At 60.3% G+C, this 12,605-nt stretch carries 19 protein-coding genes; 10 read left to right on the forward strand and 9 right to left on the reverse strand.

The features are described from left to right. Nucleotides 1-42 precede the first annotated feature (42 nt). The 7 genes from ACR0JW_RS14170 to ACR0JW_RS14200 form a co-directional block, all read right to left on the reverse strand. Entirely contained in the window at nt 43-339 is a 297-nt protein-coding gene (locus ACR0JW_RS14170; RefSeq protein ID WP_039541590.1) for a chorismate mutase, read from the reverse strand. Continuing rightward, nucleotides 336-875 (reverse strand): GNAT family N-acetyltransferase, encoded by a 540-nt coding sequence (locus ACR0JW_RS14175; protein WP_170681596.1) that lies wholly within the window; start codon nt 873-875, stop codon nt 336-338. The genes ACR0JW_RS14170 and ACR0JW_RS14175 overlap by 4 nt, the downstream gene beginning before the upstream one ends. Next, nucleotides 872-1,408, reverse strand: coding sequence for a GNAT family N-acetyltransferase (locus ACR0JW_RS14180; RefSeq protein ID WP_170681594.1), 537 nt, complete (start codon nt 1,406-1,408; stop codon nt 872-874). Before ACR0JW_RS14180 ends, ACR0JW_RS14175 begins: the two co-directional genes overlap by 4 nt. Beyond that, nucleotides 1,405-1,956, reverse strand: a complete 552-nt coding sequence (locus tag ACR0JW_RS14185) for a GNAT family N-acetyltransferase (protein ID WP_480714098.1) — start codon at nt 1,954-1,956, stop codon at nt 1,405-1,407. The genes ACR0JW_RS14180 and ACR0JW_RS14185 overlap by 4 nt, the downstream gene beginning before the upstream one ends. Further along, a complete protein-coding gene (locus ACR0JW_RS14190) occupies nt 1,953-2,510 on the reverse strand; it encodes a GNAT family N-acetyltransferase (protein WP_170681590.1) in 558 nt (185 codons plus the stop codon). The genes ACR0JW_RS14185 and ACR0JW_RS14190 overlap by 4 nt, the downstream gene beginning before the upstream one ends. Further along, nucleotides 2,507-4,012 (reverse strand): signal recognition particle protein, encoded by a 1,506-nt coding sequence (gene ffh, locus ACR0JW_RS14195; RefSeq protein WP_170681588.1) that lies wholly within the window; start codon nt 4,010-4,012, stop codon nt 2,507-2,509. The genes ACR0JW_RS14190 and ffh overlap by 4 nt, the downstream gene beginning before the upstream one ends. 160 nt (nt 4,013-4,172) lie before the next feature. Beyond that, the gene (locus ACR0JW_RS14200) at nt 4,173-4,691 is read right to left on the reverse strand and encodes a hypothetical protein (protein ID WP_170681586.1); all 519 of its coding nucleotides are present in this window, start codon (nt 4,689-4,691) and stop codon (nt 4,173-4,175) included. Between the two features lie 86 nt (nt 4,692-4,777). On the opposite strand from ACR0JW_RS14200, the gene ACR0JW_RS14205 reads away from it, so the two are divergent. Further along, a complete protein-coding gene (locus ACR0JW_RS14205) occupies nt 4,778-5,308 on the forward strand; it encodes a prolyl-tRNA synthetase associated domain-containing protein (protein ID WP_480714099.1) in 531 nt (176 codons plus the stop codon). A 160-nt stretch (nt 5,309-5,468) separates the two neighbouring features. On the opposite strand, the gene ACR0JW_RS14210 is transcribed toward ACR0JW_RS14205, so the two are convergent. Beyond that, nucleotides 5,469-6,050, reverse strand: a complete 582-nt coding sequence (locus ACR0JW_RS14210) for an FMN-dependent NADH-azoreductase (RefSeq protein WP_170825217.1) — start codon at nt 6,048-6,050, stop codon at nt 5,469-5,471. A gap of 119 nt (nt 6,051-6,169) precedes the next feature. Between ACR0JW_RS14210 and ACR0JW_RS14215 the strand changes: the two genes are divergently transcribed. Genes ACR0JW_RS14215 through ACR0JW_RS14225 form a run of 3 tightly spaced genes read left to right on the forward strand, consistent with a single transcriptional unit; the run spans nt 6,170 to nt 8,457 of the window. Beyond that, a complete protein-coding gene (locus ACR0JW_RS14215) occupies nt 6,170-7,048 on the forward strand; it encodes a LysR family transcriptional regulator (protein ID WP_170825216.1) in 879 nt (292 codons plus the stop codon). Continuing rightward, complete coding sequence (locus ACR0JW_RS14220) at nt 7,045-7,983, forward strand: DMT family transporter (protein ID WP_480440581.1); 939 nt, start codon at nt 7,045-7,047, stop codon at nt 7,981-7,983. The genes ACR0JW_RS14215 and ACR0JW_RS14220 overlap by 4 nt, the downstream gene beginning before the upstream one ends. A 60-nt stretch (nt 7,984-8,043) precedes the next feature. Beyond that, nucleotides 8,044-8,457 carry a universal stress protein gene (locus ACR0JW_RS14225; RefSeq protein ID WP_170612001.1) on the forward strand — a complete coding sequence of 138 codons (414 nt, stop codon included), beginning with the start codon at nt 8,044-8,046 and terminating at the stop codon, nt 8,455-8,457. A gap of 6 nt (nt 8,458-8,463) precedes the next feature. Here ACR0JW_RS14225 and ACR0JW_RS14230 read toward each other — a convergent pair whose 3' ends face one another. Next, the gene (locus ACR0JW_RS14230) at nt 8,464-8,796 is read right to left on the reverse strand and encodes an ArsR/SmtB family transcription factor (RefSeq protein WP_170619201.1); all 333 of its coding nucleotides are present in this window, start codon (nt 8,794-8,796) and stop codon (nt 8,464-8,466) included. Between the two features lie 83 nt (nt 8,797-8,879). Here ACR0JW_RS14230 and ACR0JW_RS14235 point away from each other — a divergent pair, with 83 nt between their 5' ends. From ACR0JW_RS14235 to ACR0JW_RS14260, 6 genes are all read left to right on the forward strand, one after another. Next, on the forward strand, nt 8,880-9,791 hold the full coding sequence (locus ACR0JW_RS14235) for a DMT family transporter (RefSeq protein ID WP_480714100.1): 912 nt from the start codon (nt 8,880-8,882) through the stop codon (nt 9,789-9,791). Between the two features lie 184 nt (nt 9,792-9,975). Continuing rightward, on the forward strand, nt 9,976-10,308 hold the full coding sequence (locus tag ACR0JW_RS14240) for an AtpZ/AtpI family protein (protein ID WP_170611995.1): 333 nt from the start codon (nt 9,976-9,978) through the stop codon (nt 10,306-10,308). Nucleotides 10,309-10,310: 2 nt separating this feature from the next. Continuing rightward, nucleotides 10,311-11,069, forward strand: coding sequence for a F0F1 ATP synthase subunit A (locus tag ACR0JW_RS14245; protein ID WP_170611993.1), 759 nt, complete (start codon nt 10,311-10,313; stop codon nt 11,067-11,069). A gap of 48 nt (nt 11,070-11,117) precedes the next feature. After that, entirely contained in the window at nt 11,118-11,342 is a 225-nt protein-coding gene (locus ACR0JW_RS14250; protein ID WP_005981269.1) for a F0F1 ATP synthase subunit C, read from the forward strand. 86 nt (nt 11,343-11,428) lie between these two features. Further along, entirely contained in the window at nt 11,429-11,980 is a 552-nt protein-coding gene (locus tag ACR0JW_RS14255; protein WP_170611991.1) for a F0F1 ATP synthase subunit B', read from the forward strand. A 5-nt stretch (nt 11,981-11,985) separates the two neighbouring features. Next, nucleotides 11,986-12,546 (forward strand): F0F1 ATP synthase subunit B, encoded by a 561-nt coding sequence (locus tag ACR0JW_RS14260; RefSeq protein WP_170611989.1) that lies wholly within the window; start codon nt 11,986-11,988, stop codon nt 12,544-12,546. The last annotated feature ends 59 nt before the right edge of the window (nt 12,547-12,605 follow it).

Below are 12,605 nucleotides of genomic sequence, written 5' to 3' on the forward strand. Positions count from 1 at the left end.
CACGCCAAAGGCGTGTCTTGTGAAAGCCGGGACAATCCCGGTTTAGTTCTGGTGTTTCTTATGGTGTCGGATGACTTCCTGAATGATGAAGTTCAGGAAAGCCTTGGCGAAATCGGGGTCCAGATCGGCCTCTTTCGCCAGGTCTTCTAACCGTGCGATCTGCGCAGCCTCGCGCGAGGGATCGGACGGGGGAAGGTCGTGTGCGGCCTTGAGCTTGCCAACGGCCTGCGTGTGCTTGAACCGCTCGCCCAGCGTATAGACAAGGATCGCGTCCAGCCGGTCGATGCTCTCACGGTGATCCTTCAGCAACGCAGCAGCCTGTGTCACGGGGTTGGTCATTGGCCGGTCCTTTCGGAGGTCATTGGGTCAATCTGCGGGTGGCGCCAGATCTGGGCCTTTTTGCCCAGCAATTCACCGTCGCGCTCGTAGGTGGCCCCAAGCCGCCCGGCCAGGGTGCGCGAGCGGTCGTTCGCGTGGGCAATGTACGAAATGACGCCGTTCAGGCCCTGGTGCCGCGCCGCATATGCCCGGGCCGCGTTCGCAGCCTCATAACCCAGACCTTTGCCTTCGGCATCGGCCATCAGGGTCCAACCCAGTTCGGGTTCGGCCCAGCCGGGGACATCGATCATACCGGCCCATCCCACGAAGGCGCCACTGGCCTTTTCGGTCAGATGCCACAGGCCATAGCCTCTCAGTGCCCAGTGCCCCAGCCGGTGTGCCAATGAGCTCCAGCAGGCAAATTCATCCTTGGGTCCGCCAACCATATGGCTGCGTTCGGTCGCAAAGAATGCGGTCATTGCGGGCAGATCATCCAATTCGGGCGCGCGCAGGATCAGGCGCTCGGTTTCAATCGAAGGGATGGTGAATGTCGTCATGCGAGCCCCTCCGAAATCTGGTCGGGGCCGGGATGGCGGTACACCAGTTCGGTGCCGTGCGAGACGTTTTCGAAACTGCGCTCGTACTGCGCGCCCAGCCGTTCGGCCAGTGCGATCGAGCGCTCGTTACCCGGAAAGATGTTCGAGCTCAGCGTTTCGAACCCCAGAACCTCATAGGCATAGAGGCGCGCCTCTTGAGCGGCCTCATGGGCATAGCCTTTGCCTTCGCTTCCGGCGAACATGACCCAGCCCAGTTCCGGCTCGGGCCAGCCTTCCGGCGACCACAGCCCGACAAAGCCCACGGGCTGGCCGTCATGCGTTTCAACGGTCCAGAAGCCATAGCCGTGCAGAACCCAATGGCCGATCATGCTGGCAAACCAGCGCCACGCCTGATTGCGGTCCAGCGGTCCGCCAAAGCCCCAGCTGCGGTCCTTGTCGGCAAAGAAATCTGCGACATTGTCGAAATCCCGCGCCTCGGGTCCGCGCAGGATCAGGCGTTCGGTTTTCAGGGTGGGAATGCAGAGGTCTATCATGCGTAGGCCTCCATCCCGCCATTCACCAGATCAGCCGGGGCAGGGTGCCGCCAGATTTCGGTTTTGCCGAACTTGGGGTGGTCACAGTGATATTCGAACTGCGCCCCCAGACGTATGGCCACCGCCTTGCTGGCGTCATTGTCCAGATCGATCAGCGAAATCGCCGTTTCCCATCCCAGCACGTCATAGGCATATGCCCGAGCGGTCAGCGCGGCTTCGGTCGCATAGCCCTTGCCGGTGGCGTGGTTCATCAGCGTCCAGCCGACCTCGGGCTCGGGCCAGCCCTCCGGACACCAAAGACCGATCCGCCCGACATAGGTGCCGGTGTCCTTTTCATCGACACTCCAGTACCCGTAGCCGCGCAACGCCCAATGGCCCAGAAGCGAGGTGACCAGACGCCATGTCTCATCCCGGCGCAGCGGACCGCCGACATATCGCGCGGCATCGCTGGCGAAGAACGCTGTATCGGCGTCAAGATCCGCTTCTGACGGCGCGCGCATAATCAGGCGCTCAGTCTCAAGGGTGGGTATGGCCAACGCAAGTGTCATGCCTGCACCTCGCCATAACGCCAGACATGCTGGTCCGCGCCAAACGCGTGCTCTGCATTCACGTCCCGCACAGCGCCCAGCCGTTTGGCAAGTGCATTTGATCTGGTGTTGGATGCCGACACATAGCTAACGAAGCAACCCGATCCGAGAAGATCAAAGCCGAAATCGCGAACCGCGGCACAAGCTTCGGTCGCATAGCCCTGCATGCGATGATCGGCTGAAAACAGATAGCCAAGCTCGGGTTCCTGATCGTCCCATTCGAGACCCAGAACGACAAAGCCAATGGCCACTTCCTGATCTCTCAATGCGGCCGTGAACAGGCCATGGCCATGCAGAAGCCAACCGGATGAATAGTACGAGAACTCGGTCCAGGCTTCCTGGTCGGTATCGCCAAAGCTTTCCTTGCAGATCGCTGTCCATACCGGCAGATCATTCAGGGTAGGAGCACGCAGAACCAGCCGCCGGGTCTCAAGGACCGGCAGAGCCGCGCGATACCGCGCTGCTGCCATCGCCGCCTTTCCGGACGGGGGCTGGGTGCAGCGTGCTGGCGTCACTTTTTCTTTCCGAACCCGCTGAGACCCGGGGGCAGAGCCATGCCGCCACCCATTCCAGGCATTCCGGGCATCTTGCCGCCCATTGCCTTGGCGGCCTGTTCCAGCGCCTTGGGGTCCATGCCAGCGGCCATTTCTTCAGGGCTGGGGCCACCTTTGCCGAACATGCCCTTCATGGCTTGTTTCAGCATCTTGCCTTTGCCCATCTTGCCCATCTTCTTCATCATGTCCGACATCTGCCGGTGCATTTTGAGCAGCTTGTTGAGGTCGCTGACCTCCATCCCAGATCCAGCTGCGATTCGCTTTTTACGGCTCGCCTGCAGCAATTGCGGGTTGGCGCGCTCGCGTTTGGTCATGGATTGGATCAAGGCGATCTGCTGGCGCAGGATCTTGTCGTCCAGACCGGCCTGATCCATCTGCTTGGCCATCTTGCCCATGCCCGGCATCATGCCCATCATGCCCTGCATGCCGCCCATCTGGATCATCTGTTCCAGCTGCATTTTCAGGTCGTTCATGTTGAACTGACCTTTGACCATGCGCTTCATCATGCGCTCGGTCTGTTCCATCTCCATCGTTTCCTGGGCCTTTTCAACCAGGGCCACGATGTCGCCCATGCCCAGAATACGACCGGCGATCCGGTCCGGCTCGAAGGTCTCAAGCGCGTCCATCTTCTCGCCCAGACCGACGAAACGGATCGGCTTGCCGGTAACTGCGCGCATCGACAGAGCCGCACCGCCGCGCCCGTCACCGTCCATACGGGTCAGGACCACACCCGAGATGCCGACCTTGGCGTCGAACTCCTCGGCGACTTCAACCGCGACTTGGCCGGTCAGGCCGTCAACCACCAGCAGGGTCTCACGCGGATCGACAACGTTGCGGACCTGCTCGACCTCGTCCATCAGGACTTCGTCAATGTGCAGACGGCCCGCGGTGTCGAGCATGTAGACATCATAGCCGCCCAGCGTCGCCTGCTGCTTGGCGCGCTTGGCGATATCGACCGGCTTCTGACCGGGAACGATCGGCAGGGTATCGACGCCGACCTGAGTGCCAAGAACGGCCAACTGATCCATCGCCGCCGGGCGATAGACGTCCAGCGAGGCCATCAGGACCTTCTTGCCCTCTTTCTCTTTCAGGCGTTTGGCGAGCTTACCGGTGGTGGTCGTTTTACCCGAGCCCTGCAGACCGACCATCAGAATCGGGGCAGGTGGGTTGTCGATCTTCAGCTTGCCGGGGTCTTCTTCGCCACGCAGGGTATCGACCAGTGCGTCATGCACGATCTTGACGACCTGCTGACCGGGGGTGATCGACTTGGTCACTGCCTGCCCGGTCGCCTGTTCCTGCACCTTCTTGACGAATTCGCGGGCCACCGGCAGCGAGACGTCGGCCTCAAGCAGCGCAACGCGAACCTCACGCAGGGCGGTTTTGACGTCTTCTTCAGACAGAGCACCCTGTTTGGTCAGCCGGTCAAAGACGCCGGAAAGGCGTTCGGATAGATTTTCAAACATGCCTTCGGCCTCCTATGCCGTTTATCTGGTGGCACCTCCAAAGTAGGAAGCACCGGTTAAATGCACAATTGCCCCCACGGGCGTAACACGCTGGTGGGGGGCGATCCCTGAACGACTCAAGGGACCGGAAGATCAGACGCTTCCGGATGTTTGCGGCGATTTAGGCCGATTGGCTGGCAGAGTCAACCTTGCTGGTCGGCAACCAATCGTTGACGGCGTCAACCATTCGGTGTGATCCGCGCCCGCTGGCATAGGCTTCGACAATCGGGTGGCGTCCAGCGCTCATTCCTTGGTTCAAAATCAGCACCGGTCGGTGAAGGTTGGAAGACCCGTTTTTGCCGGATGATCGCGTGGTTTCGATCTCTGCGTGGGACAGGTCCGCCAGCTTGTGCTCGACAGTGTCATAGCCAAAGACGGACTGACGGCGGATCAGGATACTGTTGGTGCGGCGGTCCAGTATGACCTGTACGCGGCGGACAAACGCGCAAAAGGCACCGAACCCCATCCCGCCACCGAACAGGGCGAAGAACAGGCCGAACAAAATGCCCTCGCCGCCTTCGCTGACCATGAACAGGCCGACACCGACAAAGACGAGGATGAAGAAGACCAGAGAGATGCCGATGAACCAAGGCGTGTTGGACAGGATCAATTGGTCGGGTGTATTGCGCGTCACCTTCATGGCGGCACGCTAACACCGGATTCTGGCACTGTCGTGGCTTGAATTTGCCCTCGTGTTGCGCGATGAGCGCCAAACAGGAGGTTCCCATGGACGCATCATCCGCCTTTCAGGACACGCTACCGCTCAGCTCTGACGCGTTGCTGGCGCAGTTGGATGATTGGGGGCTGTCCTACCGCCTGCATACCCATGTGCCACTGCGCACGGTCGAGGAGTCTCAGGCGGTCGAGGACCAGTTCATGATGCCGGGTGAAAATGCACTGCGGCTCAAAAACCTCTATCTGCGCGACAAGAAAAAGCGGAACTATCTGGTGACGCTGGAGCAAAACCGCGAGATTGATCTCAAGGCGCTGGGCGCCGAGCTTGGTATCGGGAACCTGTCCTTTGGCTCGGCGGATCGCCTGATGCAGAACCTTGGCATCCGCCCCGGCGCGGTCAGCCCGCTGGCGATGATCAATGGCGTTCAGAACAACGTTCGGTTTTTCATGGATGGCGCCGCGCAGCAGGCCGATGTGATCTACCTGCACCCGCTGGTAAACGACCGGACTGTGGCCGTGGCGCGCCCCGACCTGATGGCGTTCTTCGACAGGATCGGCTGCCAGGTCACCTGGCTGCCCTGAGCGCAGGCCCGACGGCGCGGGCTTCCGGCAAAGGAACTAGGGAACAGAAAAAGCTAAGGGCTTCTTGCGGCGGGCTCGCGGTTTCTGCCCATCAAAAAATGTCCGGCCTGCGCTTTTTGGACGAAGGCCGGACGTCTCGTTTGCGGCGGGCGACGGCCGGTCAGGCTGCCAATTCCTGAACCGCCTTGTGGGCGTTGCTAAGCGATGTTTCGGCGTCCAGAGCCAGTTGGTCGGCAGCAACGACATCGACGTCATGGATGCCGACAAAGCCCAGCACATGCTTGGCGTAGTCGGTGGCAAAGTCGATCTCGGAGCCGACGGCAGTACCGCCCGAAGCAATGGCCAGAATGGCGCGCTTACCGTCCAGCAGGCCTTTTGGACCGTTTTCGGAGTACGAGAAAGTAAGCCCGGCTCTGGCGACCAGATCGATCCAGGCTTTGAAAGCGGCCGGAACCGAAAAGTTGTAGATCGGCAGGCCAATCACGATGATGTCGGACTGCTGAAGTTCGTTCACCAGTTCGTCCGACAGGGCCAATTGGTCACGCTGGACCGCGTCACGCTGATCGGCGGGGGTGAAGTTGGCATTGATCCAGTCTTCGGTCAGCAGCGGCAGCGGCGAGGCCAGGTCGCGGCGGATGATGCGGCCGGCCTTCAGGTGGTTGACGATCCGGTTTGACAGGTCGCGGGTGGCGGATCCTTCGCGGCGGGCCGAGGCGTCGATATGCAGGATGGTCTTGGTCATGTCAGGGTGTCCTATTGATGTGGAATTCGCGTCTGCCGCCAATATGAGCGTTGCGTGGGTGAACAAAACTCTGATAAGCCAACAGTCATTGTTGGAATTTGCACAGTGGATTTGATGCAGTGGACAATTGGGACGAAGTCAGAACCGCCTATCAGGTGGCACGCATGGGCACGGTCAGTGGCGCGGCCGAAGTTTTGGGTGTGCATCATGCGACCGTCATCCGTCACATCGACGCGATCGAGGCGCGGCTGGGTGTAAAACTGTTCCAGCGTCACGCGCGCGGCTATACGGCAACGGATGCGGGCGAGGATCTTCTGCGCGTCGCACAGGCGACCGAAGATCAGTTCAATCAGCTGGTCGGGCGGATGAAGGGACGTGGCGACGACGTATCGGGAGAGCTGGTGGTGACGTCACTGGCCTCGCTGGCGCCGCTGGTTGTTCCCGCCTTGACCGAGTTTCAGACTGCCCATCCGGGCCTGATCGTGCGTTACCTCACCGGCGACCGGCTGTTTCGGCTGGAATACGGCGAAGCGCACGTGGCCATTCGTGCCGGCGCCGCCCCGGATCAGCCAGACAATGTGGTGCAGCCCTTCATAACGCAGGAGGTGGGGCTTTATGCCAGCAAGTCTTACGTAGAGCGGCATGGCAAACCGGCAGGTATCGAGGATTTCGCTGACCACTTTTTTGTCAGCACCGACGATGAAAACAGCCGTGCTCCGTTTTCGAAATGGTTGCGCGCGACAGCTCCAGCGCAAGCGATCACCTTTCGCTGCACCAACAACTTCTGCATGCGCGAGGCGGTTCTGTCCGGTGCCGGTATCGGCTTTATGGCCCGGTGGGAAGCTTCGCGCGATTCGGAACTGGTCGAAGTTATGGAACCGCTGCCCGAATGGTCGGGCAAGCTGTGGCTGGTCACGCATGTCGACCTGCATCGCACAACGAAGGTGCAGGCGTTTTTGTCCTTCCTCAAGGAGCAGGCCAAAGGCTGGCAGCCGTGACGTTTCAGGCCCGCGGCCATCTGGCGATGCTTGTGTTTTCCATGTTGGTGGCCGGCAGTTTCTCGCTGGGCTCACTCATAGCCAACCAGATTGCGCCTTCGGCGATCACGGCGGCCAGGTTCGCTATTGCGGCACTGGTGATCGGTGCCGTGGCGATGGCGACAACCGGCCTGCCACGCAGCGCCGCGCGGGCACCCTGGCGGTATTTCGTGCTGGGCGGGCTGTTCGCCACCTATTTCGTGCTGATGTTTTACGGCCTGAAAACCGCACCGCCGGTCAGTGCTGCTGCGGTGTTCACCCTGACACCGGTATTGTCCGCGATCGCGGGCTGGTTTCTGTTGCGCCAGATCACCACGCCCCGCATGGCGCTGGCCCTGGCGGTTGGGGCCGTCGGGGCGCTTTGGGTGATTTTCCGGGCTGACTGGCAGGCGTTCCGGGCCTTCGAGATCGGCGGCGGAGAGATCATCTATTTCTGGGGCTGCGTCGCACATGCGGTTTACACCCCGATGATACGCCGCCTCAACAGGGGTGAACCCGCCGTGGTCTTCACCTTTGGCACCCTTGTTGCGGGTTGCCTGATCCTGACGGTCTACGGCTGGTCCGACATACGGGCGACCGACTGGGCAAACCTGCCTGCCATTGTGTGGATCGGGTTGCTCTATGTCTCGCTTTTTGCCACTGCCGCCAGTTTTGTGCTGGTGCAGTTTGCCACGCTGCATCTGCCCTCGGCCAAGGTAATGGCCTATACTTATCTGACACCCAGCTGGGTCATCCTGTGGGAGATCGCGCTGGGCAACGGCGCCCCGGTGGCACTGATCCTTGTGGGCGTGGTTATGACATGTGTTGCGCTTTTGATGTTGCTGAGGCCGGAAGAACCCGCTGGCGCGGTGCCTGCGACGGACACGGACGCAAATCCGGGCAAAACCGGCCCTTGAGGTAGATCAAGGTACATATATTCGAATTTCTCCATGCTTTTGGGCAAGGAGGAAATCATCATGTACAACCACATCATGTTCCCCGTCGATCTGCATCTGCCGCCCGAGGTCCGCAAGGCGGCTGACGTCGCCGCGCAGGTCGCCCAGTGGCAAGGGGCCAGGATCACCATCGTCAGCGTGACCGGAACCCAACCGGGCGAACCCGGTCAGTCCGAGGCGGCCATCAATCAGGACCTGCAGGATTTCGCCAGTGAACTGGCCGAGAAAAGCGGTGCCGAAGTGGCGTTCCGCAATATTCATTCCGTTGATGTCGGCGCTGAACTTGACGGTGATCTGACCCGTGCAGCCGACGAGATCGGCGCGGACCTGATTGTGGTGGGTACCCATGCCCCCCGGATCATGGACTATATCTTTTCAAGCCACGCCGGCTATCTGGCAAAACATGCCAGCGTGTCGGTGTTTGTCGTCCGGTAAGCTGGTTTAGTCCTCGGGCGTGGGCAGTTCAATCTCCAGAAATCGTTCGAACGCATCCAGGTTGACCGGTTCGAACTGCCCGAAGCCCTGCATCCAGACGGATGCCGCCCGCAGCGCATCGGGTTCCAGCTTGCACCATTTCACGCGGCCCCGTTTTTCCTGCGAGATCAGCCCGGCCCTGGTCAGGATGACCAGATGCTTCGAGATCGCGGCCAGCGACATCTCGAACGGCTCAGCCACGTCTGTGACCGCCATATCATCCTCCAGCAGCATCGCCAGAATGGCGCGCCTGGTCGGGTCGGCGAGGGCAGCAAATACGGTGTCGAGTTGGTCGGACATTTGTCTTTCCTAATACGCCGCATCCGGTTTGACAATTTCCGCCAAACCGTCACTGTGCCCCGGCGACCGGACGGGGGAATGCAATGGCACTCAGATACTGGCTGGTGATCAGCATCCTTGGCATCGGCTGGGGCATGTCCTTCATGTTCAACGCCATATTGCTGCGGGAACTGGGGCCGCTTTCGGTGTCGATGGGCCGGGTCGCCTTCGGTGCGCTGGGGTGCTGGGTTTACGTCGCGGGCGCCCGCCTGCCGGTGCATCTGACCGCAAGGAGGGCGCTTGGGCTGTTGGGCTTTGGTGCGCTCAGCTATGCCGGACCATTCGCGTTTTACGCACTGGCGCAACAGCATATCGCCTCAGGCGTTGCCGGGATCGTCAACGCGACGACACCTGCCTTTGCGGTCATCGTCTCGCATTACTGGCCGGGTGGTGAACGCGCGACATGGCTGAAATCTCTCGGGGTCGTCTGCGGCTTTTCTGGCATTGTGCTGCTGTCATTGCCTGTACTGCGCGCCGGGGCGACGTCCGAGTTCTGGGCCATCCTGCTGACCGTTTGCGCCCCGATCTGTTATGCGTTCTCCTTCAATCTCGCGCGGGCTTTCCGCGACATGCAACCCGTGGTGCTGGTTGCGCTGGCCCTGACAGGTGCGACGCTGGCCATCACACCGCTTGCGCTGTGGCAGGAAGGGCTGCCACATGTGACGCGGACCGAGACATGGCTGTCGCTGATGATGATCGGATTTGTTCTGACCTCGGCCGCCTTTATTACCTTCTACTGGCTGTTGCCCAAGGTCGGGCCTACCAACATGTCGACCGTGACACTGGTTGCACCGGTCTCGGCGCTGGTGCTGGGAACACGGGTGCTGGGAGAGTTGCTGCTCCCTGAGCATCTGATGGGCATGGTGGCGATCCTGCTGGGCTTGTTGCTGATCGACGGGCGTATTGTTCGGCGCTGGCGGTCCGGGGTGCAGAACAAAGATCAACCAACAGGTTGAATATGCGGAATCCGGCATTTTACCCGGGATTGGGCAATTCGTGACGATCATGCGGGATTCTAATTTGAAAATATTATCAATAATAACAGTAACTTGATTGTCAAAATGCTGACCCTTCAAGATCGTTGACTCTGCGCCCCGTGCGCCTTAGCACCATGCCCAAGACTGTGCGAGGAAAACGCCCGTGACCGATGACGACCAAAAGCAGCGTATGGCGCAGCTGGAGGCCAAGATCGATGCGGCGAAAAAGGCCAAACAGCCAAAGGCCCGCGCAGATGCTGACATATCCGGGGGCGAGCTTGCCTGGAGGATGGTCATCGAAATGGTATCCGGTCTGGGGATCGGATTTGGCATCGGATACGGGCTGGACAGCCTGCTCGGGACGATCCCGATCTTTCTGGTGCTGTTCACATTGCTGGGCCTTGTCGCGGGCGTGAAGGTTATGCTCCGCAGCGCGAAAGAGGCTCAAGAGAAACAAGCGGCGGCGACGGCTGCCGAGAAGGACGAGAGGGACTGAACGTGGCGACTGAGACCACCGCAGCAGAAGGCAGCAGCCTGGTATTCCACCCGATGGACCAGTTCATCGTCAAGCCGTTGTTCGGCGACGGTGCGGTGGGCATGTTCACAGTCACCAACGTGACCTTGTGGCTGTTCTTCGCGGTGCTGGCTGTTGCGGCTCTGCTGGTTCTGCCTACATCGAAACGCGCGATTGTGCCCAGCCGGATGCAGTCGATTGCCGAGCTGACCTACGGCTTCATCTACAAGATGCTGGAAGACATCTGCGGCAAGGAAGGCGTCAAGTTTTTCCCCTATGTCATGACCTTGTTCATGTTCATCGTCTCCGCGAACTTCCTGGGCCTGATCCCGACCTCGTTTACAACAACGTCGCACTTCGCGGTCACCATCCCGCTGGCGCTGGCCGTGTTCCTGACCGTGACCATTCTGGGTTTCGTCAAGAACGGTGCCGGGTTCCTGGGCCTGTTCTGGGTCTCGAGCGCGCCACTGGCACTGCGCCCCATTCTGGCGATCATCGAGCTGATTTCGTACTTCGTGCGCCCCGTCAGCCACTCCATTCGTCTTGCCGGTAACGTCATGGCCGGCCACGCGGTTATCAAGGTGTTCGCGGGCTTTGCCGCGGTTGCCGTGATCTCGCCCGTGTCCGTTCTGGCGATCACCGCAATGTACGGCCTCGAGGTCCTGGTGGCCTTCATCCAGGCCTACGTATTCACCATTCTGACCTGTGTTTATCTGAAAGATGCGCTGCATCCTTCGCACTAAGGTCCGATACCCCAACATCGAAACTTCCAATTCGTAAGGAGATACATCATGGAAGGCGATCTCGCACACATCGGCGCAGGCCTGGCAGCAATCGGTTCCGGCGCAGCCGCAATCGGGGTGGGCAACGTTGCAGGCAACTTCCTGGCCGGCGCCCTGCGCAACCCTTCGGCGGCTGCATCGCAGACCGCAACCCTGTTCATCGGTATCGCATTCGCAGAAGCCCTGGGGATCTTCGCATTCCTGGTCTCGCTGCTGCTGATGTTCGCCGTCTAATCTGCGGAACCTGATCCTTACGCGCAGGTGGGTCCAAGCCATAGCGGCCCACCTGTTGTAAAGACAACGTTCCGACGGAGGACATCATGGCGACTGAACCCATTAGCGAAGAAGTAGTTGGCTCGTGCGTCGACTCCTATGGCTCAGCCATCGGGATGCCGCAGCTCTGCTTCGATTGGTTCCCCAACCAGATTTTCTGGCTGGTCATTACGCTGGTCGTCATCTTTCTGGTCCTGTCCCGCGTGGCCTTGCCGCGCATCGCGGCAATCCTGGCTGAACGCCAGGGGACCATTACAAATGACCTGGCTGCGGCCGAAGATCTGAAGGCCAAAGCGGTCGAGGCTGAAGAGGCCTATAACAAGGCGCTGGCCGATGCCCGTGCCGAAGCGCAGCGTATCGCTGCCGAAGCACGCGCCGAAATCCAGGCCGATCTGGATGACGCGATTGCCAAGGCGGACGCGGAAATCGCTGCAAAGGCGGCTGAATCGGAAAAGGCAATTGCCGACATCCGTGCCGGTGCGCTGGAAAGCATTCAAGTGGTTGCTAAGGATACGGCAGCCGAACTGGTTACCGCACTGGGCGGCGAGGCGGATGCCAAAGCCATCGACGGTGCAGTTGACGCACAGATGAAAGGATAAGTGACATGCGCAACACTCTTGCTCTTATCCTGACCCTCGGTGCCGCCAGCCCGGCTCTGGCCGCGAGCGGCCCGTTCTTCTCGCTTGGCAATACCGACTTTGTCGTCCTTCTGGGCTTTATTGTCTTCATTGCGGTCCTGTTCTACTTCAAGGTTCCCGGCCTGATCGGCGGTGCCCTGGACAAACGGGCCGAAGGCATCAAGTCGGAACTCGACGAAGCCCGCGCCCTGCACGAAGAAGCCCGCAGCCTGCTGGCCTCGTACGAGCGCAAGCAGCGCGAGGTGCAGACTCAGGCAGACGCGATTGTAGCGGCTGCGAAAGACGATGCGGCACTGGCGGCGGAACAGGCCAAGGTCGATCTGGAGAAATCCATTGCCCGTCGTCTGGCGGCTGCACAGGATCAGATCGCATCGGCTGAAGCTTCGGCCGTGAAGGAAGTCCGTGATCAGGCCATTACGATTGCGGTTTCCGCAGCGAACGCCGTTCTGGCCAAGCAGATGACTGCGACGCAGGCCAACAAGCTGATCGACGCATCCATTGCCGACGTTGGTGAAAAGCTTCACTAACCGTATCACATTGTGATCAAGGAAAACCCGAAAGCCGCTGGCCTTCGGGTTTTTTGTTT

The sequence above is a fragment of the Ruegeria sp. BG6 genome, assembly GCF_056538465.1.

Excerpts from the sequence above, each read along its gene's own strand:
- ACR0JW_RS14170 (WP_039541590.1), bottom strand. The coding sequence starts at position 339 with ATGACCAACCCCGTGACACAGGCTGCTGCGTTGCTGAAGGATCACCGT.
- ACR0JW_RS14175 (WP_170681596.1), bottom strand. The coding sequence starts at position 875 with ATGACGACATTCACCATCCCTTCGATTGAAACCGAGCGCCTGATCCTG.
- ACR0JW_RS14180 (WP_170681594.1), bottom strand. The coding sequence starts at position 1,408 with ATGATAGACCTCTGCATTCCCACCCTGAAAACCGAACGCCTGATCCTG.
- ACR0JW_RS14185 (WP_480714098.1), bottom strand. The coding sequence starts at position 1,956 with ATGACACTTGCGTTGGCCATACCCACCCTTGAGACTGAGCGCCTGATT.
- ffh (WP_170681588.1), bottom strand. The coding sequence starts at position 4,012 with ATGTTTGAAAATCTATCCGAACGCCTTTCCGGCGTCTTTGACCGGCTG.
- ACR0JW_RS14200 (WP_170681586.1), bottom strand. The coding sequence starts at position 4,691 with ATGAAGGTGACGCGCAATACACCCGACCAATTGATCCTGTCCAACACG.
- ACR0JW_RS14205 (WP_480714099.1), top strand. The coding sequence starts at position 4,778 with ATGGACGCATCATCCGCCTTTCAGGACACGCTACCGCTCAGCTCTGAC.
- ACR0JW_RS14210 (WP_170825217.1), bottom strand. The coding sequence starts at position 6,050 with ATGACCAAGACCATCCTGCATATCGACGCCTCGGCCCGCCGCGAAGGA.
- ACR0JW_RS14225 (WP_170612001.1), top strand. The coding sequence starts at position 8,044 with ATGTACAACCACATCATGTTCCCCGTCGATCTGCATCTGCCGCCCGAG.
- ACR0JW_RS14230 (WP_170619201.1), bottom strand. The coding sequence starts at position 8,796 with ATGTCCGACCAACTCGACACCGTATTTGCTGCCCTCGCCGACCCGACC.
- ACR0JW_RS14235 (WP_480714100.1), top strand. The coding sequence starts at position 8,880 with ATGGCACTCAGATACTGGCTGGTGATCAGCATCCTTGGCATCGGCTGG.
- ACR0JW_RS14250 (WP_005981269.1), top strand. The coding sequence starts at position 11,118 with ATGGAAGGCGATCTCGCACACATCGGCGCAGGCCTGGCAGCAATCGGT.
- ACR0JW_RS14255 (WP_170611991.1), top strand. The coding sequence starts at position 11,429 with ATGGCGACTGAACCCATTAGCGAAGAAGTAGTTGGCTCGTGCGTCGAC.
- ACR0JW_RS14260 (WP_170611989.1), top strand. The coding sequence starts at position 11,986 with ATGCGCAACACTCTTGCTCTTATCCTGACCCTCGGTGCCGCCAGCCCG.